General features: G+C 72.0%; 18 protein-coding genes. 12 read left to right on the top strand and 6 right to left on the bottom strand.

The genetic code is table 11. The features are described 5' to 3' along the window. Positions 1-136 precede the first annotated feature (136 nt). Entirely contained in the window at positions 137-3,037 is a 2,901-nt protein-coding gene (locus OG982_RS19410; protein WP_266948969.1) for a hypothetical protein, read from the top strand. Here the strand turns inward: OG982_RS19410 and OG982_RS19405 are convergent. Next, complete coding sequence (locus OG982_RS19405) at positions 2,943-3,299, bottom strand: hypothetical protein (RefSeq protein ID WP_266785065.1); 357 nt, start codon at positions 3,297-3,299, stop codon at positions 2,943-2,945. The genes OG982_RS19410 and OG982_RS19405 overlap by 95 nt on opposite strands. A 53-nt stretch (positions 3,300-3,352) precedes the next feature. Between OG982_RS19405 and OG982_RS19400 the strand changes: the two genes are divergently transcribed. Further along, positions 3,353-4,120, top strand: a complete 768-nt coding sequence (locus OG982_RS19400) for a glycerophosphodiester phosphodiesterase (RefSeq protein ID WP_266785067.1) — start codon at positions 3,353-3,355, stop codon at positions 4,118-4,120. Positions 4,121-4,270: 150 nt separating this feature from the next. On the opposite strand, the gene OG982_RS19395 is transcribed toward OG982_RS19400, so the two are convergent. Then, complete coding sequence (locus tag OG982_RS19395; RefSeq protein WP_266785069.1) at positions 4,271-5,794, bottom strand: ricin-type beta-trefoil lectin domain protein; 1,524 nt, start codon at positions 5,792-5,794, stop codon at positions 4,271-4,273. Between the two features lie 105 nt (positions 5,795-5,899). On the opposite strand from OG982_RS19395, the gene OG982_RS19390 reads away from it, so the two are divergent. The 3 genes from OG982_RS19390 (at position 5,900) to OG982_RS19380 (ending at position 10,609) form a co-directional block, all read left to right on the top strand. Then, on the top strand, positions 5,900-7,315 hold the full coding sequence (locus tag OG982_RS19390; protein ID WP_266785071.1) for an aspartate ammonia-lyase: 1,416 nt from the start codon (positions 5,900-5,902) through the stop codon (positions 7,313-7,315). A gap of 104 nt (positions 7,316-7,419) precedes the next feature. Continuing rightward, positions 7,420-8,130, top strand: coding sequence for a DUF402 domain-containing protein (locus OG982_RS19385; protein WP_266785073.1), 711 nt, complete (start codon positions 7,420-7,422; stop codon positions 8,128-8,130). 253 nt (positions 8,131-8,383) lie between these two features. Continuing rightward, the gene (locus tag OG982_RS19380) at positions 8,384-10,609 is read left to right on the top strand and encodes an ATP-binding SpoIIE family protein phosphatase (RefSeq protein ID WP_266785075.1); all 2,226 of its coding nucleotides are present in this window, start codon (positions 8,384-8,386) and stop codon (positions 10,607-10,609) included. Positions 10,610-10,680: 71 nt separating this feature from the next. On the opposite strand, the gene OG982_RS19375 is transcribed toward OG982_RS19380, so the two are convergent. Beyond that, positions 10,681-12,960, bottom strand: a complete 2,280-nt coding sequence (locus tag OG982_RS19375; RefSeq protein WP_266785077.1) for a transglycosylase domain-containing protein — start codon at positions 12,958-12,960, stop codon at positions 10,681-10,683. 233 nt (positions 12,961-13,193) lie between these two features. Here OG982_RS19375 and OG982_RS19370 point away from each other — a divergent pair, with 233 nt between their 5' ends. From OG982_RS19370 to OG982_RS19350, 5 genes are all read left to right on the top strand, one after another. After that, positions 13,194-14,144, top strand: coding sequence for an SPFH domain-containing protein (locus tag OG982_RS19370; protein ID WP_266785079.1), 951 nt, complete (start codon positions 13,194-13,196; stop codon positions 14,142-14,144). Then, positions 14,141-14,407, top strand: coding sequence for a hypothetical protein (locus OG982_RS19365; protein ID WP_266785081.1), 267 nt, complete (start codon positions 14,141-14,143; stop codon positions 14,405-14,407). Before OG982_RS19370 ends, OG982_RS19365 begins: the two co-directional genes overlap by 4 nt. A gap of 163 nt (positions 14,408-14,570) precedes the next feature. Beyond that, the gene (locus tag OG982_RS19360) at positions 14,571-15,095 is read left to right on the top strand and encodes a PadR family transcriptional regulator (RefSeq protein ID WP_266785083.1); all 525 of its coding nucleotides are present in this window, start codon (positions 14,571-14,573) and stop codon (positions 15,093-15,095) included. Further along, on the top strand, positions 15,092-15,778 hold the full coding sequence (locus tag OG982_RS19355; RefSeq protein ID WP_266785085.1) for an ABC transporter ATP-binding protein: 687 nt from the start codon (positions 15,092-15,094) through the stop codon (positions 15,776-15,778). Before OG982_RS19360 ends, OG982_RS19355 begins: the two co-directional genes overlap by 4 nt. Continuing rightward, a complete protein-coding gene (locus tag OG982_RS19350; RefSeq protein ID WP_266785087.1) occupies positions 15,775-18,114 on the top strand; it encodes an ABC transporter permease in 2,340 nt (779 codons plus the stop codon). The genes OG982_RS19355 and OG982_RS19350 overlap by 4 nt, the downstream gene beginning before the upstream one ends. Before the next feature lie 90 nt (positions 18,115-18,204). Here the strand turns inward: OG982_RS19350 and OG982_RS19345 are convergent, their stop codons facing one another. Further along, a complete protein-coding gene (locus OG982_RS19345) occupies positions 18,205-19,152 on the bottom strand; it encodes a hydrogen peroxide-inducible genes activator (protein WP_266785089.1) in 948 nt (315 codons plus the stop codon). 135 nt (positions 19,153-19,287) lie between these two features. Here OG982_RS19345 and OG982_RS19340 point away from each other — a divergent pair, with 135 nt between their 5' ends. After that, positions 19,288-19,842 (top strand): peroxiredoxin, encoded by a 555-nt coding sequence (locus OG982_RS19340; protein ID WP_266785091.1) that lies wholly within the window; start codon positions 19,288-19,290, stop codon positions 19,840-19,842. Positions 19,843-19,845: 3 nt separating this feature from the next. Further along, complete coding sequence (locus tag OG982_RS19335; protein WP_266785093.1) at positions 19,846-20,385, top strand: alkyl hydroperoxide reductase; 540 nt, start codon at positions 19,846-19,848, stop codon at positions 20,383-20,385. 76 nt (positions 20,386-20,461) lie between these two features. On the opposite strand, the gene OG982_RS19330 is transcribed toward OG982_RS19335, so the two are convergent. Both OG982_RS19330 and OG982_RS19325 read right to left on the bottom strand, forming a co-directional pair. Continuing rightward, on the bottom strand, positions 20,462-21,142 hold the full coding sequence (locus OG982_RS19330) for a hypothetical protein (protein WP_266785095.1): 681 nt from the start codon (positions 21,140-21,142) through the stop codon (positions 20,462-20,464). 20 nt (positions 21,143-21,162) lie between these two features. Further along, positions 21,163-22,476, bottom strand: a complete 1,314-nt coding sequence (locus OG982_RS19325) for an AI-2E family transporter (protein ID WP_266785097.1) — start codon at positions 22,474-22,476, stop codon at positions 21,163-21,165. Positions 22,477-22,565 lie beyond the last annotated feature (89 nt).

The following is a 22,565-nucleotide window of genomic DNA, read 5'->3' as shown; positions in this document are numbered from 1 at the left end:
GCATATGGCGCTGCCTGGGGAGGGGCATCACGTGGAGCGGTCGACCTACCCTCGGATGGGCACAGGGACCCTACCTCCGTACAGGTCCGGGCAGCAGCAAGAGCTCGTATCTGCTGCGGCGCAGGACATGGAAGGGGTGGCCGCCACTGTCCTGCGCGAGCGGCTCGCGGGCTTCCAGTCGCTTCAGAGCGATGACGGACGCCAGTACTTCAAGCTGCGGGACGGCAACGACGGCGCGGCGACCATCTGGGTGGACGCCCTTCCGCTGGAGGCGGAGGGAATCGTCGCCACGGCGACGAACACCAAGTCACAGAACTACGTGATCCTCGTCTCCGATCGCCTTCCGCGCGAACTGCTCGGACGCATACTCGCCCACGAGCTGGGCGAACTCACCACCGTGCGTCAGCGAGCGGCCGAGGGCCTGACTCCTGTACCCGAAGACCTCCTCCGCGAAGGTCCCGAGCTTCCGGCCGAGCGGGAGCTGTCCGCCGCGGACGTGGGACGCATAGCCGAGCTCGACTGGCTGGCCGCACGAAGTGCAGACCGCGGCCTCTCGTCGCAAGAGCAGGCTGCGGCGCGTGCGGAATTCTCCGCGTTGCTCGACCCATACGGACTGCGGCCGACCGCCACGCTCGATGACCAGGACGCATTCCTCTCCCAAGAGGAAGCAGCAGTCGTTCGGTTCGGTATTTCGGTCGGCTCCATGTCCATACATTCCGCGCGCCTCCTCGAAGACCTCGCCCGCCCCATCGAGCAGCTCGACCGCGCCGACGCCGCCGCGCTCCAGGCCTCCCGCGAGGCCGCCGCCCGCGCCGAGCGGCAGGTCGCGGCGTTCATCGGGCGGCGTGAGGTCACCATGGCCATGCCCGGCTACGACCAGAACGGGCTCCCGCTGCCGTTCGACCAGACGGGGGCCGCCGCAGGCGAGTGGGCGGTTTGGCGGGGGCAGGTCAGTACGCGGACCGAGCAGAAGATCCAGGAGCAGCTCGCCCGCGGGGAGGTCCCGCTGCGCAGGGTGGCGATCGGCGGTGGGGCGAGCCTCAGCGGCCGTGACACGGATGCACTGCTGATCGACGCCGGCGGGCGGTGGCACCTGGACCCCGGTGTCGGGATCGTGCAGTCGGCGGACCAGGACCGGGATCTGGCCCAGTGGATGGGCGTGGACCCGTACGCGGCAGTGGAAGACCCCCGGGACCGGGTGCCCATCAACGCGGTCCGCGTCTGGGAGGACCAGCTGGCCACCCAGGGCGACGTGGTGAACGGGCACGCACGGCTGCTGCTCGGCACGAACGGCGGGCTCATCGCCGAGATCAACACCCTGAACGGGGACGGTGCCGCGGCGAAGAAGCCGCTGCGGGTGGCCTGCGACGGTACGCCCGTCGTGGCGACCGGCCTGCCGCCGGAACTCGTGCCCGGAAACATCCGCGGCAAGTACGGCGTGGAGAGCCGGGGCGAAGCCCTGCGGCTGGTCGGGGAGCGGCTGCGGGAGCTCGAGGGCGAGGGCGTCGCCGGGGCCGAGCAGCTGCGTGACTCGCTGACGCGGGCCGAGCGGGGCGGCGCCGACACCCGTACGGTGCTGGAGCTGCTGGAAGCGTCCCAGCTGAAGGACCTGTTGCGGACCGGTCGGGACGGCGGGCCCGCCCTCCGTATCGGGAACTGCTTCGGGGTCCTGGAGGCGACCCACAAGTGGGAGGCCGCGCGCGAGGATGCCCCCGGGCGGGCGCTGATGGGCGACGAGGTCGCCGAGAACCGGTTCAACGCGCTCGACGCCGACCACTGGATCATCGCCGGATCGGGCGGAACCGGAGTCGCGAACGCCGAGATCATCCTGCAAGAGAACCCCAACGCGCGGGTCACCATCATCGGTCGGGGCGATCCGCCGGCCGCCCTGGCCCACCAGGTGCAGTTCGACCAGATGGCTGCCAAGTGGGGCCGGGAAAAGGGTGACGGGCGGCTGGAGTTCGGCTACGCGAGCATCGGCGAGATCGAGACGGTCCGGGGCGAAGACGGGCGGACCCGCTTCCGGATGACGTACAAGACCAGCCAGGAGAAGAACGCGGAGACGGTGACGGTCGACGCGGACGGCTACGTCGCGAGCCTCGGCCGTACGAACCCGCTGCCCGCCGCCGTGCAGGTGCTGGCGGACGACGTACGGGACCGGGGCGGCCGGGTCCGGGGGGACCTGCTGTTCGACCGGGACGACCAGTACCTCGGATACGGCCTCACCTTCGACGTGGACGGCACGGAGCACCGGGTCGACGTCGACGGCGCGGCCTCCTGGCAGCTGCCGCGCGAGGTGTTCGCCCCGGACATCCAGCAGGAGCTGAACCAGATGGGACTGCGCGCGCTGCCTTCCGAGACGGGCAACGCCGCGCCGGGGTTCGCCCCCGTCGCCCGGCAGAGCGCGCTCCGGGCACGCGCCGTCGCGCAGGTGCGGGACGGGGACCCGGGGGCGGTACAGCGGCTGTCGGCCGTACCGGACCGCTGGAAGCCGCCGAAGGCGGCCCCGACGCCGACGACCCCGGCCGCCGAGGTCGCCCCCGTGGCCCCGGAGACCCCAGCCGCCACCATGGGCCTGGAAGCCCCCACGCCCCGGGCCGCCACGGTCGACTCCGCGACCCCGGACCCGGCTACCTCCGCGACCCCGGCCGGCCCCACGACCCCCGCGCCCGAGGCGGCCCCGGCGGGCCGGGGGCGCCCGGGGCGCACCTCTGGCAGCTCGGCGTATCCCGGCCCGGAAGAGGCGGGCCCCCGCCCCGGCCCGCGTCGGGCCCGGGCCCCACGCCCCCGCCCCCGGAGACCGGCCCGCGCCGTCCGGGCCTCGGGCCCGGGGACTGACCGAAGCCGAGGGGCGCGGGGCGCGGGCGGCCGAGGACGCCCCCCGGTACGCCGCGGCGCAAGGCGACCCGGGAGCGGCGGCCGCCCGGTGCGGGGGCCCGCGGTCACGGGGCCGGCGGCGGCGAGCGCAGGAAGGCGGCCTCGGTCGGGGTGGCCTCGATGCCGTGGGTGCGGGCGTGGCGGAGCTGCGGCAGGGTGAGCCCGTACGTCTCGCGGACGGCTTTGAGCGGGATGCCGTCCGGGCCGCCGACCGCGAGGTGTTCCGTGCCCTCGCGGGCCACGATCCGGTCGCGGACCCAGGGCGGGGGCGGGCCCCAGCCGCCGCCGCACGCCTGCACCTCGTACACCGGGCAGTGCTCGGACTCGTACCAGCGCAGCCGACCGTCGACCACCTGCTGCCAGGCCTCGTACCGGCAGGACGGGCAGGGTTCGCAGTGAAGTGTCACGAACTGTTCCGCCATCCGTGGAGGATGCCGTCGCGGGCCGGTCATCGCATCCGGTTAACGTCTACGCCATGACCCAGCTGTTCCTCTCCACCGCCCGCGCGACCAGGGTGGTCGCCCATCGCGGGGCCTCCCACGAGCATCCCGAGCACACGCTCGCCGCCTACCGGCAGGCCATCGCCGACGGGGCCGACGCGCTGGAGTGCGATGTACGGCTCACCGCCGACCGGCAGCTCGTCTGCGTGCACGACCGGCGCGTCGAGCGGACCTCCGACGGGCGGGGGGTGGTCTCCGAGATGACGCACGGGGAGCTGGCCGCGCTCGACTTCGGCGGCTGGAAGGGCGAGGAGCACCGCGGGGCGCGGGTGCTGCTGTTCGAGGAGCTGCTCCGGGCGGCGCTGGACGCGGACCGGCCCGTCGGGCTCGCCGTCGAGACCAAGCACCCGACGCGCGCGGGCGGAGCGCTGGAGGCCGAGCTGGTGCGGATGCTCCGCGCGTACGGGCTGGCCGACGGCCGCTCGGGCCTGGTCGAGGTGATGAGCTTCTCCCGGACCGCGCTGACCCGGATGCACCGGCTGGCGCCCGGGCTGCCCGCCGTGTACCTGATGGAGCGGCGGCTGCGGCCGCCGCGGCCCCCGTACGCCACGCACGCGGGCCCGGGGATCGACCTGGTCCGCGCTGACCCGGGGCTGGTGGGGCGGCTGAAGGCCAAGGGGCTGTCGGTGCGGGTGTGGACCGTGGACGAGCCGGAGGACGTGGAGCTGTGCCTGCGCCTCGGTGTGGACACGATCATCACCAACCGGCCCCGGGAGGTACGGGAGCTGGTGGAGAAGGCGTAGGGCGGCCCCACGGCCCTGCCCCACGGCCCTGCCCCACGGCCGCACGGCCCCACGGCCGCACGGCCCCACGAAGGAGCGCCGCCCCGGGTGGAGCCACCCGGCCGGGGTGCGCCGGCCGGGTGTGGGGGGTTCGGGGTGATCGGGGCGGGGTTACGCGAAGCGCTGGTTCGCCGAGCCGTTGCAGGGCTGGAGGCGCAGCGGTTCGTGGGCGGCGGCCACGGTCAGGCACATGCCGGTCGCGGCCGCGGGGCGCAGGGTGGCGCCGTCGCGCAGGAACTGCTGGTTCGCGCCGCCGTGGCAGTTCCAGAGGATCAGGCCGGTGCCGGCGCCGTAGTTGGCGCCCGGGGCGTCCAGGCAGCGGTCGTGGGTGAGCTCGATGTGCACGGACTTCTTCGCGGAGTCGTACCACCAGCTCTGGTTGCGGCCGCCGTGGCAGTCCCAGCCCACCACCTTGGTGTCGTTGGCGCTGGAGCCGCCGTAGGAGTCGAGGCAGTTGCCGGTCGCCTCGTTCTTCAGCGGGGCGTAGAGGGAGTCCCAGGCTCCGGCCTGGAGGACCGGGGTGCCCGTGCTCGCCGGGTCGGCGCAGGAGGCCTCTCGCAGGCCCGAATCGTAGAGCTGGGTCAGGCAGGACGCGAACGCGCCGTGGCCCCGGTAGTTGGGGTGGAAGGACTGGCGGGCGGTGTTCTCGTCCCACGGGAAGTGGTCGCCGAGGTCGAGGTAGAGACCGCGGGCCCAGGTGTCCTCCATGCACACCTCGTGGCCGTGGAAGAGGCGGGAGTTGTCGAGGTAGGTCGCGCCCGACGCGAGGGCGGCCGCGCGCATGCCCTTCTCGAAGGTCGGCACCGCGTGGTTGCGGCCCCACTGGGCGTCGGAGTCGTAGCCGGCGCAGCCGCCGGGGAGCTTGCCGGGGAAGTTCGGGTTGTCGTGGAAGTCGGGGCCGATGGGGCTCGGGTAGCCCATCACGACGAGCTTGTAGTCGGAGTCGGCGTAGCCCGCGTCGCGCATGACGGTCTTGAGGTCGGCGACCGTGGACTCGACCTTGGGCTTGAGGCCGTCCACGCGCGCCTGCCAGCCCGGCCCGTACTTGGGCTCGCAGGTGCCCTGGCTGAGCACCCAGCGGGTCACGCAGTCGGTCATGACCGGGCCGAACTGGAGGTCGTCGTTGGCGCCGGCGACCAGCAGCACCATCTTGATCTTCGTGTTGCGGGCCTTGATGGCGAGGCTGTCGCTCTGCACCAGCTCGTCGGCGTACTGCTTGCTGCCGCCGATGCGGATGTTGCCCGTGTAGCCGCCGGAGCAGGCGACGTTGAAGGTCAGGTCGGCCGGGATGCCGGTGCGGTGGATCGCGGAATCCGGCGAGCGGTGGCACTGGTTGTTCGGGGTGTTGGTCGCCGGATCGTAGTTGCCGACGCCCTCGCCCGAAATCTCGCTGTCGCCGAGCGAGATCAGGCCGGTCTTGCGCTCGCCCAGCGGGCGGATCGCCGGGTCGCCGTAGATCTTGGTGGCCTCCGCCGCGCGGATGGCCTCCAGTTCGGGCGAGAGCGGGGTGACCGCCGCGGCGGGAGCTGCCTGGGCCATGGGGGTGATGGCGGTGACGCCCCCGAGGGCGGCCGCGATCGCCGCGGCGGCGGCGAAGGTAGATCTGAGCCTGGGTCTCGTACGTACACGTGTCATGAACGCCTCCCCTGTCGGTGTTACCCACGGTATTTACTGGCCGGTAGGGGACTTGGGAACACTTCGAACAAGACAATTGCTCAACTTTTTGAGGAGGCACCACACATGACTGACGATCAGAGCCGACAGAACGACGAGGACGCCTACCGGATCGAGCACGACTCGATGGGCGAGGTACGGGTCCCCGCGCACGCCAAGTGGCGGGCCCAGACCCAGCGCGCGGTGGAGAACTTCCCGGTCTCCGGGCAGCGGCTGGAGCGCGCCCACATCGAGGCCCTGGCCCGCGTCAAGGCCGCCGCCGCGGTGGTCAACGCGCGCCTCGGCGTGGTGGACGAGGACCTCGCGCAGGCCATCGGGTCCGCCGCCGCCGAGGTCGCGGAGGGCCGCTGGGACGAGCACTTCCCGGTTGACGTCTTCCAGACCGGGTCCGGGACCTCGTCCAACATGAACACCAACGAGGTGATCGCCACCCTGGCCACCGAGCGGCTCGGCCGCGAGGTGCACCCCAACGACCACGTCAACGCCTCGCAGAGTTCCAATGACGTGTTCCCGTCCTCCATCCACATCGCCGCGACCGCCGCCGTCACCCGCGAGCTGATCCCCGCCCTGGAGCACCTCGCGGCCGCCCTGGAGCGCAAGTCCGCCGAGTTCGCCGAGGTGGTCAAGGCCGGCCGCACGCACCTGATGGACGCCACCCCGGTCACCCTGGGCCAGGAGTTCGGCGGGTACGCCGCCCAGGTGCGCTACGGGGTCGAGCGGCTGCGCGCCGCCCTGCCGCGGCTCGCGGAACTCCCGCTCGGCGGGACCGCGGTGGGTACCGGGATCAACACCCCGCCGGGGTTCTCGGCCGCCGTGATCGCCGAGGTGGCCGACGCCACCGGGCTGCCGCTCACCGAGGCCCGCGACCACTTCGAGGCCCAGGGGGCGCGGGACGCGCTGGTCGAGACCTCGGGGATGCTCCGCACCATCGCCGTCTCGCTCACCAAGATCTGCAACGATCTGCGCTGGATGGCCTCGGGGCCGCGCACAGGATTGGCCGAAATCAATCTCCCCGACCTCCAGCCGGGGTCCTCGATCATGCCGGGGAAGGTCAATCCGGTGATCCCGGAGGCCGTGCTCATGGTCGCCGCGCAGGTGACGGGGAACGACACGGCCGTCGCCGTGGCGGGCGCGGCGGGCAACTTCGAGCTCAATGTGATGCTCCCGGTGATGGCGAAGAACCTGCTGGAATCCATCCGGCTGCTCGGCAGCGCCTGCCGCCTGCTGGCCGACCGGACGGTCGACGGCATCACCGCCAATGTGGCGCGGGCCAGGGAGTACGCCGAGTCCTCGCCCTCCGTGGTGACCCCGCTGAACCGCTACATCGGGTACGAGGAGGCCGCCAAGGTCGCGAAGAGGTCCCTCGCCGAGCGGAAGACGATCAGGGAGGTCGTGCTGGAGTCCGGCTACGTCGAGCGCGGCGACCTGACCCTGGAACAGCTGGACGCGGCCCTTGACGTACTGGGCATGACGCGACCCTGAAAAACGTTTCTCCCCGGGGGCCGGATTCGGTCGTTTCCCCCGCCCGCACACCTCGGTGACCTGCACCGCAGCGGGCGCGGGGGCACCCGCCCTAAGATCTGCGCATGACAGGTACCGGAGGCCGCGGGGGCGGCGACGCGCAGGACACGCGCTGGGCGGACACACACTGGGCGCCCGGGGAGCAGATCCTCTGGCGGTACCGGGACCACGCCCCGGGGCTGAAGGGCCAGGTCCACATCTGCCGCCCGGTCACGGTGGTCCAGGACACCCCGGAGCTGCTGGCCGTGTGGATGGCCCCCGGGACCGAGTGCGTCAAGCCGGTCCTCGCCGACGGCACGTCCGTCCACGCGGAGCCGCTCGCCACCCGCTACACCGCGCCGCGCACCACCGTACGGGCGCACTGGTCCGGCGCCGGGGTGCTCAAGCTGGCCCGACCCGGGGACCCCTGGTCGGTGTGGCTGTTCTGGGACGGGGACTGGCGGTTCAGGAACTGGTACGTGAACCTGGAGGAGCCGCGCACCCGTTGGGCCGGTGGAGTGGACTCCGAGGACCACTTCCTGGACATCTCCGTGAACCCCGACCGCAGCTGGAAGTGGCTGGACGAGGACGAGTTCGCGCAGGCGCAGCGGCTCGGCCTGATGGGCCGTGAGCAGGCCGAGCGGGTCCGGGAGGCCGGGCACGCCGCGGTGGACGTGATCCGGGCCTGGGGGCCGCCGTTCTGCGACCACTGGCAGGACTGGAGACCGGATCCGGCCTGGGGTGTTCCGGTTCTGCCGGAGGACTGGGACCGCACCCCGGCGCATATGACCTCATGAGACCCTTGATGCGCCCCCGGGGTTCAAACGTAGGATCGTCCTCCGCTGGGTAGTGCGCGGTGTCGCCGCGCACCTGTACATCCGTAAATAACGTGCCGTAGACGGAACTTGACCGGAGATCAACGCAGAGCGAGAGGTAACGAGCGGGACGCGGAACCCCGGGGCGGTGGTGCCCCTGCCGCTGAGCGGGTATACCGCGACTGACCGAGTTGAGTGCAGCGCACATCGAGCGCAAACGGACGGAATTCCACGCGTGACGGAGTACCCCACCTCCCAGGAGGGCCCGCAGCCCGTCGCCTCCGGCGGAGGAACGGATGACGCCGGCCACGGCAAGGCCCCGATCGCGGCCGCCGAGGCCGTGCGCACGCATGCGCAGGTCCCGGGCAACGAACCGGGCGGCGCCACCGCGGCGGCGTCCGACGCCCGCCCGCACTCCGAGTCCGCCGGCCTGCCGCGGCCCCGCGCGACGGCCGACGCGGCCGCCGGCGGCGCCGGCGAAGGCGGCCAGGGCAACGCCCGTACCCGCGACGGCGCGGCCGCCCGCAACGCGGCGGACGCCGTGGACGCGGGTGCCCCGGGTCCCGTCGCGGGCGCCGGTTCCGGTTCCGGCCGGTCCGGTGTCGAGGGAATACCGGAGATCGGCACCGCCCGGCGGGAAGGCGACCGGCTGCGGTTCGTCGGCGCCGCCACCCGGCGGATCGCGCGCGGCATCGACCTCGACGAGATCGTGCTCGGCCTGTGCCGGGCCACCGTGCCGACCTTCTCGGACGCCATCCTCGTCTACCTCCGCGACCCCCTCCCGGTGGGCGACGAACGCCCCGTCGGCCCGGTCGTTTTAAGGCTCCGGCGCACCGACCGGCTCCGGCCGATCGACGACCTCACCGGGGCCGAGGGCGCCGCGGGCGCGGGAAGTGCCGGGACCGCGGGGGTCCCGGTCACCACCGGCCTGATGACGGGCCCGGGGCTCCTCGGCGGCGCTCCTCCGGGGGCGTCCGGCGAGCTCGACTTCAGCCAGCTGCCGCTGGTCGGCCCGCAGGGTGACCTGCCCGCCGCCGAGCTGTGCGAGATCCGCTCCGGCGGGGCCCTCGCCGAGGTGCTGCGCGGCGTGCGGCCCGTCTTCGGGTCCTCCGCCGCCGCCAAGGCGGCCCTCCCCGAGCTGCTGGGCTCCGAGCACCCCGTGCCGCGCGGCCAGCGCGCCATCCTGGCCCCGCTGCGGGGCCGCCGCCGGGTCATCGGCGCGGCCGTGTTCCTGCGTACCCCGGACCGGCCCGCCTTCGAGACCAACGACCTCCTGGTCGCCGCCCAGCTGGCGACGCACACCGCGCTCGGCATCGACAAGGCCGTCCTGTACGGCCGCGAGGCGTACATCGCCGACGAACTCCAGCGCACCATGCTCCCCGACAGCCTCCCCCAGCCCACCGGGGTCCGCCTCGCCTCCCGCTACCTGCCCGCCGCCGAGACGGCCCGGGTCGGCGGCGACTGGTACGACGCCATACCGCTGCCCGGCAGCCGGGTCGCGCTCGTCGTCGGCGACGTCATGGGCCACTCGATGACCTCCGCCGCGATCATGGGCCAGCTGCGGACGACGGCCCAGACGCTGGCGCAGCTCGACCTGCCGCCGGCCGAGGTGCTGCACCACCTCGACGAGCAGGCGCAGCGGCTCGGCTCGGACCGGATGGCCACGTGCCTGTACGCCGTCTACGACCCCGTCTCGCACCGGATCACCATCGCCAACGCCGGCCACCCGCCGCCCGTGCTGCTGCACCTGGGCGGCCGCGCCGAGGTGCTCCGGGTGCCGCCCGGCGCCCCGATCGGCGTCGGCGGCGTGGACTTCGAGGCCGTGGAGCTGGACGCCCCGGCCGGGGCCACGCTGCTGCTCTACACCGACGGCCTGGTGGAGTCCCGGCTGCGCGACGTGTGGACCGGCATCGAGCAGCTGCGCGAACGCCTCGCCACCACCGCCCAGCTGACCGGCCTGGACCACCCGCCGCCGCTGGAGGCGCTCTGCGACGACGTCCTCGACATGCTCGGCCCGGGCGACCGGGACGACGACATCGCGCTGCTCGCGGCCCGCTTCGACGGGATCGCGCCGAGCGACGTCGCGTACTGGTTCCTGGACCCGGAGGAGACCGCGCCGGGCCGGGCCCGCCGGTTCGCCCGCCGCGCGCTGACCCGGTGGGGCCTGGAGGAGCTCCAGGACTCGCTGGAGCTGCTGGTGAGCGAGGTCGTCACGAACGCCGTGCGGTACGCGGAGCGGCCCGTCACACTGCGCCTGCTCCGTACGGACGTGCTGCGCTGCGAGGTCGGCGACGACTCCCCGCAGCTGCCCCGCCAACGCCGCGCCCGGGACACCGACGAGGGCGGCCGCGGCCTGTTCCTGGTCAACCGGATGGCCCGGCGCTGGGGCGCGACCCGGCTGAGCAGCGGCAAGGTGGTCTGGTTCGAACTCCCGCTGCCGGCGGCGCCCGACCGGCGCTGAGCAGACTGCGAAGAGCAGGGAAAACACCGCCGCCCCGCAGCGCGAACGCTGCGGGGCGGCGGTGTGTCGTGTCAGTTGCCCGGTACGGGCAGGACCGGCGGCGGCTTCACCGGGCTCTGTGTGTTGCTCGGCTTCACCGGGCTCTGGCTGTTGCTCGGCTTCACCGGGCTCTGGCTGGTGCTCGGGTCCGGCTTGGTCGAGCTCTGGCTCGGGTCCGGGGTGTTGCTCGGCGACCGGCTGGTGCTCGGCGACTGGCTGGTGCTGGCGGACTGGCTGGCCGAGCTCGACGGGGAGGCGCTGCGGCTCGGCACCTGCGGGGTGCCCATCTCGGCGTCCGGCAGCTTGAAGTCGCCCGTCTTGACGCCCTTGAGGGCGGCGAGGGTGTACGCCTGCCAGATCTCGGCGGGGAAGGTACCACCACCGGCGCGGCCACCACCGGCGGCGCCGGTCAGCGTGACCTGCTTGTGGGTGCCCGGCTCCTCACCGAAGATCGCGACGACGGTCACGAGCTCCGGGGTGTACGCGGTGAACCAGCCGGCCACGTTCTTCTCGGTGGTACCGGTCTTGGCGGCGGCCTCGTAGGCGGAGCTCTTCACGACCTTGCCGGAGCCCTCGTTGACGACCCCGGTGAGCACCTTGGTGACGGTGTCGGCGGTCTCGCGGGTGATGGCCTGGCCGCCGATGGCCGGGGTCGGCTTGAACTCGCGGTCCTTGTGCGTCGCGCTCTTGACGATGCTCGGGGTGACCTTCTTGCCGTGGTTGTCGAAGGTCGCGTAGACGGCGGCCATCTCCAGGGTGTTGGCGCTCATCGTGCCGAGCGTCATGGCCGGCTTGTCGTCGGGCCAGCCGTCACGGTCCTGCATGCCGAGTTCGAGGGCCGTCTTCTTCACGGCCTTCGGCTTGGCGTCCACGATCATCTGCGCGTACACGGAGTTCACCGACCAGTTGGTGGCCTCCTGCACGGTCATCATCGGATCGCCGTAGTTCTTGTCGTCCTGGTTCTGCGGGTTGAACGGAACGTCGCTGCCGACGACCTTGCGCTTGCTGGTGCCGTCGTAGAGCGTGTTCGGGTTGATCGGCTTGTGGTCCTGGGTGGTCGCCTTGTTCTCCAGGGCGGAGGCGAGCACGACCGGCTTGAAGGTCGAGCCGGGCTGGTAGTCGGTGCGCAGGGCGTTGCTGTTCCACTGCTCGGACCGGCCCAGGCCGCCGTACATGGCGACGATCGCGCCGGTCTTCGGGTCCACGGAGGTGGCGCCCGCCTGCACGCTCTGGTCGACGGGCCGCTTCTTGGTGTCCTTGCGGTCGAGCTTGGACTCCAGCTCGTCCTGGACGGCCTTCTCCATCGCCTCTTGGCGCTTCTTGTCGATGTTGAGGGTGATCGTCCAGCCGCCGGCCTTGAGTTCCGACTCGGGGATGCCCTGACGGTCGAGCTCGTCCTCGGCGGCCTGGACCAGGTAGCCCTTCTGGCCCTCCAGACCCGGCGTCGCCTTGGGCTTGACCGGCGGCACGAACTCGATTTCCTTGCGCTTCTCCGGGGTCAGCTTCTTCATCTCGACCATGTTGTCGAGGACCGCGTTGAAGCGGATCATGACCAGCCGCTTGCCGTTCGGGCCGGCGGTCTCCCAGTCGTACTGGCTGGGGGCCTGGATGACGGCGGCGAGGTAGGCGCCCTGCGCCAGCGACAGCTTCTCGGCGTCGATCCCGTAGTAGGCCTGGGCCGCCGCCTGGATGCCGTACGCGTTGCGGCCGTAGAAGTTGGTGTTCAGGTACCCGGCGAGGATGTCGGGCTTCTCCATGCGCTGGTCGACCTTGAGGGAGATGATCAGCTCCCGCATCTTGCGCGTCGCCGACTGGTCCTGGGTCAGGTAGTAGTTCTTGACGTACTGCTGGGTGATCGTCGAGCCACCGGCCTTGCCCTTGCCCGTGGCGGTGTTGAAGACACCGCGGGCCACGCCCATCAGGTCGATGCCGCTGTCCTGGTAGAAGGACTTGTTCTCGATCGCGATGAAGGCCGTCTGGACGTCCTCCGGGATCTTGCTGATCGGCAGGATCTCGCGGTTGAGGCCGCCGGTGCGCGCCATGATCGAGCCGTCCGCGTACTTGTAGACGTTGCTCTGGAGCGTCGCGTTCTTGTTCGGGTTCGGCGGTTCCACGGAGTAGTACAGGAACACCAGGCCGCCCATGCCGAGCAGCACCAGCCCGAAGAACGTGCCGAGGAGCTTCTTCCAGGTGAAGAAGCGACGTATGCCCTTCGGTTTGCCGGCGCTGCCCTTGTCACCCTTGGCGCGCCCGCCAGGTGCCCGCCGCGCTCCGCGCTGCTGCTGCGCCCGTCGCGCATCTGCTCGGCCCATCGCTCCCGCTCCGCTCGATTACCCCCCCGACGTCAGCTCAGAAAGCTAACACCGCAGGCTGTGACAAAGGTTGGCCAACCCTGATCAATACAGGTCAATTCGGACGTGAGAATCAGCACCCACATCACTGGAACCGACGTACAGGATGACCGAAGGGTTGCGGAGATCCCAAAAAGTGATATCACTTTGCTAAGAGATCCGAGGGGCCACGACCGAACAAACGGGGGCAGGCAATGACAAACGCATCGGCCACGGACGCGGGCACGAGCCCCGGCACGGGCTCCGGCACGGGCACGTCGCACGACGTACGGGAGTTCGCGGCGCGCAGCGTCGGCGGCGGACTGGCGCTTCTTCTGGGCCTGTTGGGCGTGATAGCCGGCGCGGGCCTGATCGCCTTCGGCGCGGCGGCCGCGGCGGTCGGCGCGAAGGTGGCGCTCATCCTCGGCGGCATCCTGGTGGTCCTCGCCGCGATCGTCGCGATGAGCGGGCTCAACACGGTCGCGCCGGGCGAGGCCCGGGTGGTCCAGCTGTTCGGCCGCTACCGGGGCACGATCCGCGCCGACGGACTGCGCTGGGTCAACCCGCTGACCTCCCGCGAGAAGATCTCCACCCGCGTCCGCAACCACGAGACGGCCGTCCTGAAGGTCAACGACGCGTACGGCAACCCCATCGAGCTGGCGGCCGTCGTGGTCTGGCGGGTCGAGGACACGGCGCGGGCGGTCTTCGAGGTGGAGGACTTCACGGAGTTCGTGGAGACGCAGACCGAGGCGGCGGTGCGCCACATCGCCATCGAGTACCCCTACGACTCGCACGACGAGGGCGGCCTGTCGCTGCGCGGCAACGCCGAGGAGATCACCGAGAAGCTCGCGGTCGAGCTCCACGCCCGGGTCGAGGCGGCGGGCGTCCACATCATCGAGTCCCGCTTCACGCACCTCGCGTACGCTCCGGAGATCGCCTCCGCGATGCTCCAGCGCCAGCAGGCGGGGGCGGTCGTGGCGGCGCGCAAGCAGATCGTCGAGGGCGCGGTGGGCATGGTCGAGCTGGCCCTGACACGGCTGGCGGAGGAGGAGATCGTGGAACTGGACGCGGAGCGCAAGGCGGCGATGGTCTCGAACCTGATGGTGGTCCTCTGCGGCGACCGCGCGGCCCAGCCGGTCGTCAACACGGGCACCCTCTACCAGTGAGCCCCGACCCCGACGGCGGACCGGAGCCGCCCGCGAGGGCGGGTCGGCAGACGCGCAAGCAGGTGCTGCTCCGGCTCGACCCTCAGGTGTACGACGCGCTCGCGCGCTGGGCGGGCGAGGAGCTGCGCAGCGCCAACGCGCAGATCGAGTTCCTGCTCCGCCGCGCCCTCGGCGAAGCGGGCCGCCTGCCGGGCGGCGCAGGCCCGATCCCACCGCGCGGCCGCCCGCCCAAGCCTCCCGACCAGGGGCCCGGGCGGGGCTAGGACGTACGGATCGCGATGCGGCCCCGGACCTCTGCGGAGGTCCGGGGCCGCTGCCGTTCGAAATCGTGACGAACGCCCCTGACCTGGGGAAACGATGATTCAGGCGAGGACTATACGCCGTGCGTATACAGCGAGGGTATACACCCCGTGTACAGTCCTCGCCATGTCCATCGGTCACACCTTGCTCGGCCTCCTGGAGGCCGGCCCGCGCCACGGCTACGACCTCAAACGCGCCTTCGACGAGAAGTTCGGCCACGATCGCCCCCTCGCCTACGGGCAGGTCTACTCGACCATGTCCCGCCTCCTGAAGAACGGCCTCGTCGAGGTCGACGGGATCGAGAGCGGCGGCGGTCCCGACCGCAAGCGGTACGCCATCACGGACGCCGGCATCACCGATGTCGAGAGCTGGCTCTCACAGCCCGAGAAGCCCGAGCCGTACCTCCACTCGACCCTGTACACCAAGGTCGTCCTCGCCCTGCTCACAGGCCGCAGCGCCAACGAGCTGCTGGACACCCAGCGCGCCGAGCACCTGCGGCTCATGCGCGTCCTGACCCAGCGCAAGCGCAAGGGCGACCTCGCCGACCAGCTCGTGTGCGACCACGCCCTGTTCCACCTCGAAGCGGATCTGCGGTGGCTGGAGCTCACCGCCGCCCGCCTCGACCAGCTCGCCCAGGAGGTACGCCGATGACCCCGGCCGGCACCCTGCTCTCCGCCACGGATCTCCGCAAGGCGTACGGGCCCACCCGCGCCCTCGACGGCGCCGAGTTCTCGATCCACCCCGGTGAGGTCGTCGCCGTCATGGGGCCCTCCGGCTCCGGCAAGTCGACGCTCCTGCACTGCCTCGCCGGGATCGTCACGCCCGACTCCGGCACCATCACCTACGCCGGCCGCGAGCTCTCCGCGATGAACGACGCCGAGCGCAGCGCCCTGCGGCGCAGCGAGTTCGGCTTCGTCTTCCAGTTCGGCCAGCTCGTCCCCGAGCTCACCTGCGTGGAGAACGTCGCCCTGCCGCTGCGCCTGACCGGCGTCAAGCGCAAGGAGGCCGAGCGGACCGCCCTGCACTGGATGGCCAAGCTGGAGGTCGCCGACCTCGGCGCCAAGCGCCCCGGCGAGGTCAGCGGCGGCCAGGGCCAGCGCGTGGCCGTCGCCCGCGCCCTGGTCACCCAGCCGCGCGTGATATTCGCCGACGAGCCCACCGGCGCCCTCGACTCCCTCAACGGCGAGCTGGTCATGCAGCTGCTCACCGAGGCCGCCCGGTCCGCCAACGCGGCCGTCGTCCTCGTCACCCACGAGACCCGGGTGGCGGCCTACTCCGACCGCGAGATCGTCGTACGCGACGGCAAGTCCCGCGACATGGAGCGCATCGTATGAGCCAGCTCCGCACATGGGCGCGCGACCTCGTCCTGGGCGCCCGGTTCGCCTTCGCCGGCGGCCGCGAAGGCTGGACGCGCACCCTGCTCACCGGCGTGGGCGTCGGCCTCGGCGTCGCACTGCTGCTGCTCACCAGCGCCGTGCCGTCCGCCCTCTCGGCCCGCGACGAGCGCGGCTTCGCGCGCGAGACGTTCAGCTCGCCGAGCGCCGAACAGCCCGGCCGCGACACCCTGCTGACCGCCCAGGTGAACCAGTCGTACCGCGCGTACGGCGTGGACGGACGCCTCCTCCAGCCCGAGGGCCCCGACGCCCCGCTGCCGCCGGGCCTGAAGGCCTTCCCCGGCCCGGGCGAGATGGCCGTCTCCCCCGCCCTCGACCGGCTGATGAAGAGCGACGAGGGCAAGCTGCTCCGCGAGCGCCTCGACGGGAAGATCGTCTCCACCATCGGGGACGCGGGCCTGGTCGGCCCCGGGGACCTCTTCTTCTACGCCGGCACCGACCGGCTCCGGACGATGGACGCGGGCCCGTACGTCCAGCGGATCACGGCCTTCGGGAGCGGCATGGAGGCCCAACCCCTGGACCCCGTCCTCACGCTGCTCGTGGTGCTGATGTTCGTCGCCCTGCTGATGCCGGTCGCCGTGTTCATCGCGGCCGCCGTCCGCTTCGGCGGCGACCGCCGCGACCGCCGGCTCGCGGCGCTGCGGCTCGTGGGCGCCGACAGCCGGATGGTGCGCCGGATCGCGGCGGGCGAGGCGCTCGCGGGATCGCTGGTCGGCCTGGCGGTGGGCGCCGGCTTCTTCCTCATCGCCCGGCAGCTCGCCGACGGCGTGAGCGTCTACCAGCGCAGCGTCTTCCCCCACGACCTCAACCCGACGCTCTGGCTGGCCTCGCTCATCGCGCTCGCCGTCCCCGCGGCGGCCGTCGCCGTGACCCTGTTCGCGCTGCGCGGCGTGGTCATCGAGCCGCTCGGCGTCGTCCGTACGGCCACCCCGCGCAGGCGCCGGATCTGGTGGCGGCTGCTGCTGCCGCTGGCCGGACTCGGCCTGCTCGCCCCGATGATGGGCCGCGGCAACGAGGGCGGCCGGTTCAACCAGTGGCAGGTCTCCGGCGGCGTCGTGCTGCTGCTGGTCGGCATCACCGTACTGCTGCCCTGGATCCTGGAACGGGTCGTCGGCCGCCTCGGCGGCTCCGGCTCGGTCTCCTGGCAGCTGGCCGTCCGCCGGCTCCAGCTCACCAGCGGCAGCGCCGCCCGGCTGGTCAACGGCATCGCGGTCGCGGTCGCCGGGGCCATCGCCCTGCAGATGCTGTTCGCCGGCGCCGAGGGCGAGTACACCAAGGACACCGGCCAGGACCCGACCCGGGCCTCGGTGTCGATCCTGTCCCGCAACGTCAGTGACGAGCACATCAACGCGATCGCCGAGTCGGTCGCCCGGGGCAGGGGCGTCACCAAGACCGTACCGCTGCGCTCCACCTCCGCCGCGCCCAGCCCGGACGGGGGCGCCAAGGAGGTCGACGTCAACATCGGCAGCTGCGCCGCTCTGAGCGAGCTCGCGACGCTGCCCGCCTGCAAGGACGGCGACGTCTTCTACGTGACTGGCACCCCCGACCCCTCGGTGCCGCGCGGCGCCGACGCCGAGCCGGGGCAGAAGCTGTTCGTCGGGAACCTCCACAACAGCGAGGGCCGCGAGCCGGTCGCCTGGACCGTGCCCGCCGACGCCCGGCCGGCGGCCGCCCGCAAGGACCCCATCGGGGTGCTGCGCACGGGCCTGCTGATCACCCCGGCCGCCGCCCCCAAGGCGTTCGGTGAGTCCCAGTTCTCCCAGGTGTACGTGCTGCTGGACCCGAAGGTGGCGGACGGCCTGGAGCTGGCCCGCAACGCGGCCTTCAAGGCCGACCCGCTGGCCACCGCCATGACCCTGGCGGAGACCGAGACCTCCGGGCGGTTCAGCTCCATCCGGACGGGCCTGTTCGTCGGCGCCACCCTGGTGCTGGTACTGATCGGGGCCAGCCTGCTGGTCTCGCAGCTGGAGCAGTTGCGGGAGCGCAAGAAACTGCTGTCCTCGCTGGTCGCCTTCGGGACGAAGCGCTCCACGCTGAGCCTGTCGGTGCTGTGGCAGACGGCCCTGCCGATCGGCCTCGGCCTGGCCCTGGCTTCGACCGTCGGCATCGCGCTCGGGGCGGTGCTGATGCGGATGACCAACGTCTCGGTCCGCGTCGACTGGGCCTCGGTCGCCTCCATGGCCGGCATCGGCGCCGGGGTCGCACTGGCGGTCACCCTGCTCAGCCTGCCGCCGCTGCTGCGGCTGATGCGCCCGGACGGCCTGCGCACGGAGTGACACCGGGCGCACGCCAAGCCGTACGGGGCGCGCGCGAAGCCGTACGCCCTTAAGGCGCCCACCCCGTACGCCCGTTCCCGCGGCCCCGGCTCAGTCCGTCGGCCACACCGGGAGCGGGCGTACGGCTTCGCGCAGCGCGGCCGCGATGGCCCGGAACTCCTCCTGCCGGGCCGTGCCGGTCCGCATGGCCAGCGCGATCCGCCGCGAGGGCGCGGGCTCGGCGAAGCAGCCGGTGGCCAGGTACTCGTTTCGGGTGGTCTCCAGCCGCAGCGCGGTACGCGGCAGCAGCGTCACCCCCAGCCCGCCGGCGACGAGTTGGACCAGCGTGGACAGTCCGGCGGCGGTCGTGGTGACGTCCGCCCCGTCGGTGCGCCCCGCCTCGCGGCAGATGTCCAGGGCCTGGTCCCGCAGGCAGTGCCCCTCGTCCAGCAACAGCAGTTGCAGGCCCCGCAGTTCCTCGCGCGGGATGTCTCGCCGCCCGGCGAGCGGGTGCGCGCGGGGCGCGAGGAGGACGAAGTCCTCGTCGAAGACGGGCAGTTCGGTGACCCCGGGCATCCCCAGGGGCACGGCGAGCAGCAGCAGGTCGAGCCGCCCGCCGGTCAGCCCCTCCAGCAGCGAGGAGGTCTGCTCCTCGTGCACCTGGAGGTCCATCCGCGGGTAGCGCCGGTGGAACAGCCCGAGCACCGTCGGCAGCAGGTACGGGGCCACCGTGGGGATCACGCCGAGGCGCAGCACCCCGGTGAAGGGCGCTCGTACCGCCTCGGCCTCCTCCAGCAGCCCGCCCATGGCGTCGAGCACCCCGCGCGCCCGGGCGGCGATCCGCTCGCCGGCCGGGGAGAGCAGCACCTTGCGGGTGGTGCGCTCCAGCAGTTGGACGCCGAGGGCCTCCTCCAGCGCGGAGACGGACCCGGAGAGGGCGGGCTGGCTCATCCCGATGGCGGCGGCCGCGTCGCGAAAGTGCAGGTGCTCCGCGACGGCGACGAACGCGCGCAGCTGCGCGAGCGTCGCCTGTTTGAGTCCCCTATTACCGACAGCCACTGATAGGCACCTCCGATCACCGGCCACAAGAGTATCTATTTCTGTAATCAATGCAGGTGTGCCAGCATGTGAGATCCGTCCAACCCTCTCGGAAAGCCCCCAAAAGGGTCACTTTCCAATGCACTAGGAGAGCGCGTGCTCACTGTCGGCGACAAGTTCCCCTCGTACGATCTGACCGCTTGTGTCTCGCTGGAAGCGGGCAGCGAGTTCGCCCAGATCGACCACAAGACCTACGAGGGCAAGTGGCGCGTCGTCTTCTTCTGGCCGAAGGACTTCACGTTCGTCTGCCCGACCGAGATCGCCGCGTTCGGCAAGCTGAACGACGAGTTCGCCGACCGCGACGCGCAGATCCTGGGCGTCTCCGGTGACTCCGAGTTCGTGCACCACGCCTGGCGCAAGGACCACGCCGACCTGCGTGACCTGCCCTTCCCGATGCTGGCCGACTCCAAGCACGACCTCATGCGCGCCTGCGGCGTCGAGGGCGAGGACGGCTTCGCGCAGCGCGCCGTCTTCATCGTCGACCAGAACAACGAGATCCAGTTCACGATGGTGACCGCCGGTTCCGTGGGCCGTAACCCCAAGGAGGTCCTGCGGGTCCTCGACGCCCTGCAGACCGACGAGCTGTGCCCCTGCAACTGGAACAAGGGCGAGGGCACCCTGGACGCCGGCGCGCTGCTGGCCGGTGAGTGACGGATGTCCCTCGACTCCCTCAAGTCCGCCATACCGGACTTCGCCAAGGACCTGAAGCTGAACCTCGGTTCGGTCATCGGCAACCAGGACACCCTCTCGCAGCAGCAGCTGTGGGGCACCGTGTTGTCCTGCGCGATCGCCGGCCGCTCCCCGCGCGTCCTGCGTGAGCTGGAGCCGGAGGCGAAGGCGAACCTGTCGCCCGAGGCGTACGCCGCGGCCAAGTCCGCCGCCGCGATCATGGCGATGAACAACGTCTTCTACCGCACCCGGCACCTGCTCTCCGACCCGGAGTACGGCACGCTGCGCGCGGGCCTGCGGATGAACGTCATCGGCAACCCGGGCGTGGAGAAGGTCGACTTCGAGCTGTGGTCGCTCGCGGTCTCCGCGATCAACGGCTGCGGCCAGTGCCTGGACTCGCACGAGCAGGTCCTGCGCAAGGCCGGCGTCGACCGCGAGACCGTCCAGGAGGCCTTCAAGGTCGCCTCGGTGATCCAGGCCGTCGCGGTCACCCTCGACGCCGAGGCCGCCCTCGCCGCCGAGTAGTACCCCGTACGAGGTCCAGTGCCCCCGCAGCCGTCACCGGCGGCGGGGGCACTGCCCTTTCACCACCGGGGCGGCGTCACTTCTTCAGCCGGGCCATCAGGGCGCGCATGTCCTCGATCATCGCGGACTTGACCGCGTCCTCGTCCGGCTCGGCCCGCCCTTCCTCGCCCCACCAGTCGACGGTCATCATGAACTCGGCGCCGCCGTCGAGCACCTCCAGCCGGGGCCCCCTGGTCCCGCCGGTGACGTGCGTGATGATCGCGCGCTCACCCAGCCCGGGCACCTGCTGCTGATTGGCCGGGGCGGAATCGACCATGTCCATGGAGAGCGACGGCCCGGCACCGAACTCCGCCCGGGGGTCGGTCTTCTTGTGCAGCTGGACCAGCGTCGTGGCCATGAACATCGTCCGGTCACCCGCGGAGTGCATGCAGGACGCCCAGTCCACCGCGGGATTCTCCTGCTCGCGGTGGAGGCCGGAGTCGAACGACGAGAGCGTCTTGCCGAGCGCGGTCAGGGGCTCCTCCCCGCACAGGTTCTCGCTGTGCCGGTACGCGATCGGCGGCCCGGCGTCAGCGAAACGATTCAGCACCGTCAGCGTGCCCGCCCAGACCGCCGACGCCACCACGATCCCGCCCAGCGCCCAGACCCACGGCGCCCGCGCCCGCGCCGGCTCCCCTAATCCGGACTCGACGGCCTCGGCCTCCTCGGCCGCACGCCCGCTCTCCCAGTCCCCGTCCCACTCGGGCTCCCCGATCATCCCCGCTCCTCCCCCTGGCCTCAGACCGTTTCCGGCATGTCCCCACTCACGGCCGTCGCCCCGTGGGGCGCCGCGCCGATCGCCGGGGCGCCCGCGCGGAGCTGGTCCTGCGAGTACGCCCGCAGGTATCCCACCACGGTGTTGGTGACGGCCACCAGCGGGACGGCGACGACCGCTCCGCCGATGCCGGCGATCATCCCGCCGGCCGCCACCGAGAGCACCACCGCGAGCGGGTGGACCCGTACCGCCCGGCCCAGGATGAAGGGCTGGAGCACGTGCCCCTCGATCTGCTGCACGAGCAGCACCACGGCCAGCACGCTCAGCGCGGTGAACACGCCCTGCGTCACCAGGGCCACGACCACCGCGAGGGCCCCGGAGATCACCGCGCCGACCAGCGGGATGAAGGCGAACAGGAAGATGAAGACCGCGAGCGGCACCGCCATCGTGACGTCGAGGAAGTACAGGCCTAGGCCGATGAACACGGCGTCGATGAGCGCGACCAGGACCGTGCCGCGCACGTACGCCGTCAGCGTGCGCCAGGCGCGCGGACCGGCGCCCGCGACGCCAGGCCGGGCGGGGGCGGGCACCAGGCCCAGCACCCAGGTCCAGATGCGCTTGCCGTCGTACAGCAGGAACAGCGTCGAGAACATCGCGAGCAGCATGCCCGTCAGCACCTCGACGAGCACCGTCACGCCCTGCAGGCCGGCGGAGGTGATCTCCTCGGTGTTGGTGCCGATGGTGTCGGTCAGGTTCTTCGCGATGTCGTTGATCTGCTTCTCGGTCACGTGGAACGGACTGTCCAGCGCCCAGAGTTTGAGCTCGTTGATGCCGTCGCGGACCCGGTCGGAGAGGTCGTCGAGGTTCTCCATGACCTGCCAGACCACGAACCAGCCGACGAGCCCGATGACGACGAAGCCGAGGATCGCGGTCACGGCGGTGGCCAGCCCGCGCGGCAGCCCCAGCCGGCGCAGCCGGACCACGAAGGGCTGGAGCAGCGCGGTGACGAGGAGGGCGGCGGCGAACGCGAGGACGACCAGGCGGACCTCGCTGATCACCTTCATCAGCACCCAGAGCATGCCCGCGAGCAGCAGCAGCCGCCAGCTGACCTCGGCGGCGACCCGCATCCCCCACGGAACGACCGTGACGGGATCGGGGCGTTCGCGCGGACCGGGCACGGGGACCGGTATGGCGGCCGGCGCGGGGGCGGCATCCGCGGGCGCCTGGGGCACCCCGGAGGTCTCGGCCTCGACCTCGGCACGCCGTTCGTCGAGGCGCGCCTCCATCCGGCTCAGCCGGTTCCCCAGCCGCCCGAGCCAGCCTGCCCTCTTCGCCATGTCGTTCCCTTCCCCCCGTCCGGTCCACTCGGTCACACCTCGCACGACCGTACACGCGCGGAACCCCGCACCGTAGGACGGTGCGGGGC

Origin of the sequence: Streptomyces sp. NBC_01551 (genome assembly GCF_026339935.1) — a bacterium.
GTDB lineage: Bacteria > Actinomycetota > Actinomycetes > Streptomycetales > Streptomycetaceae > Streptomyces.
Note: the sequence above shows the minus strand (reverse complement) of the source record. Positions and strands in the feature narration are given on the sequence as shown.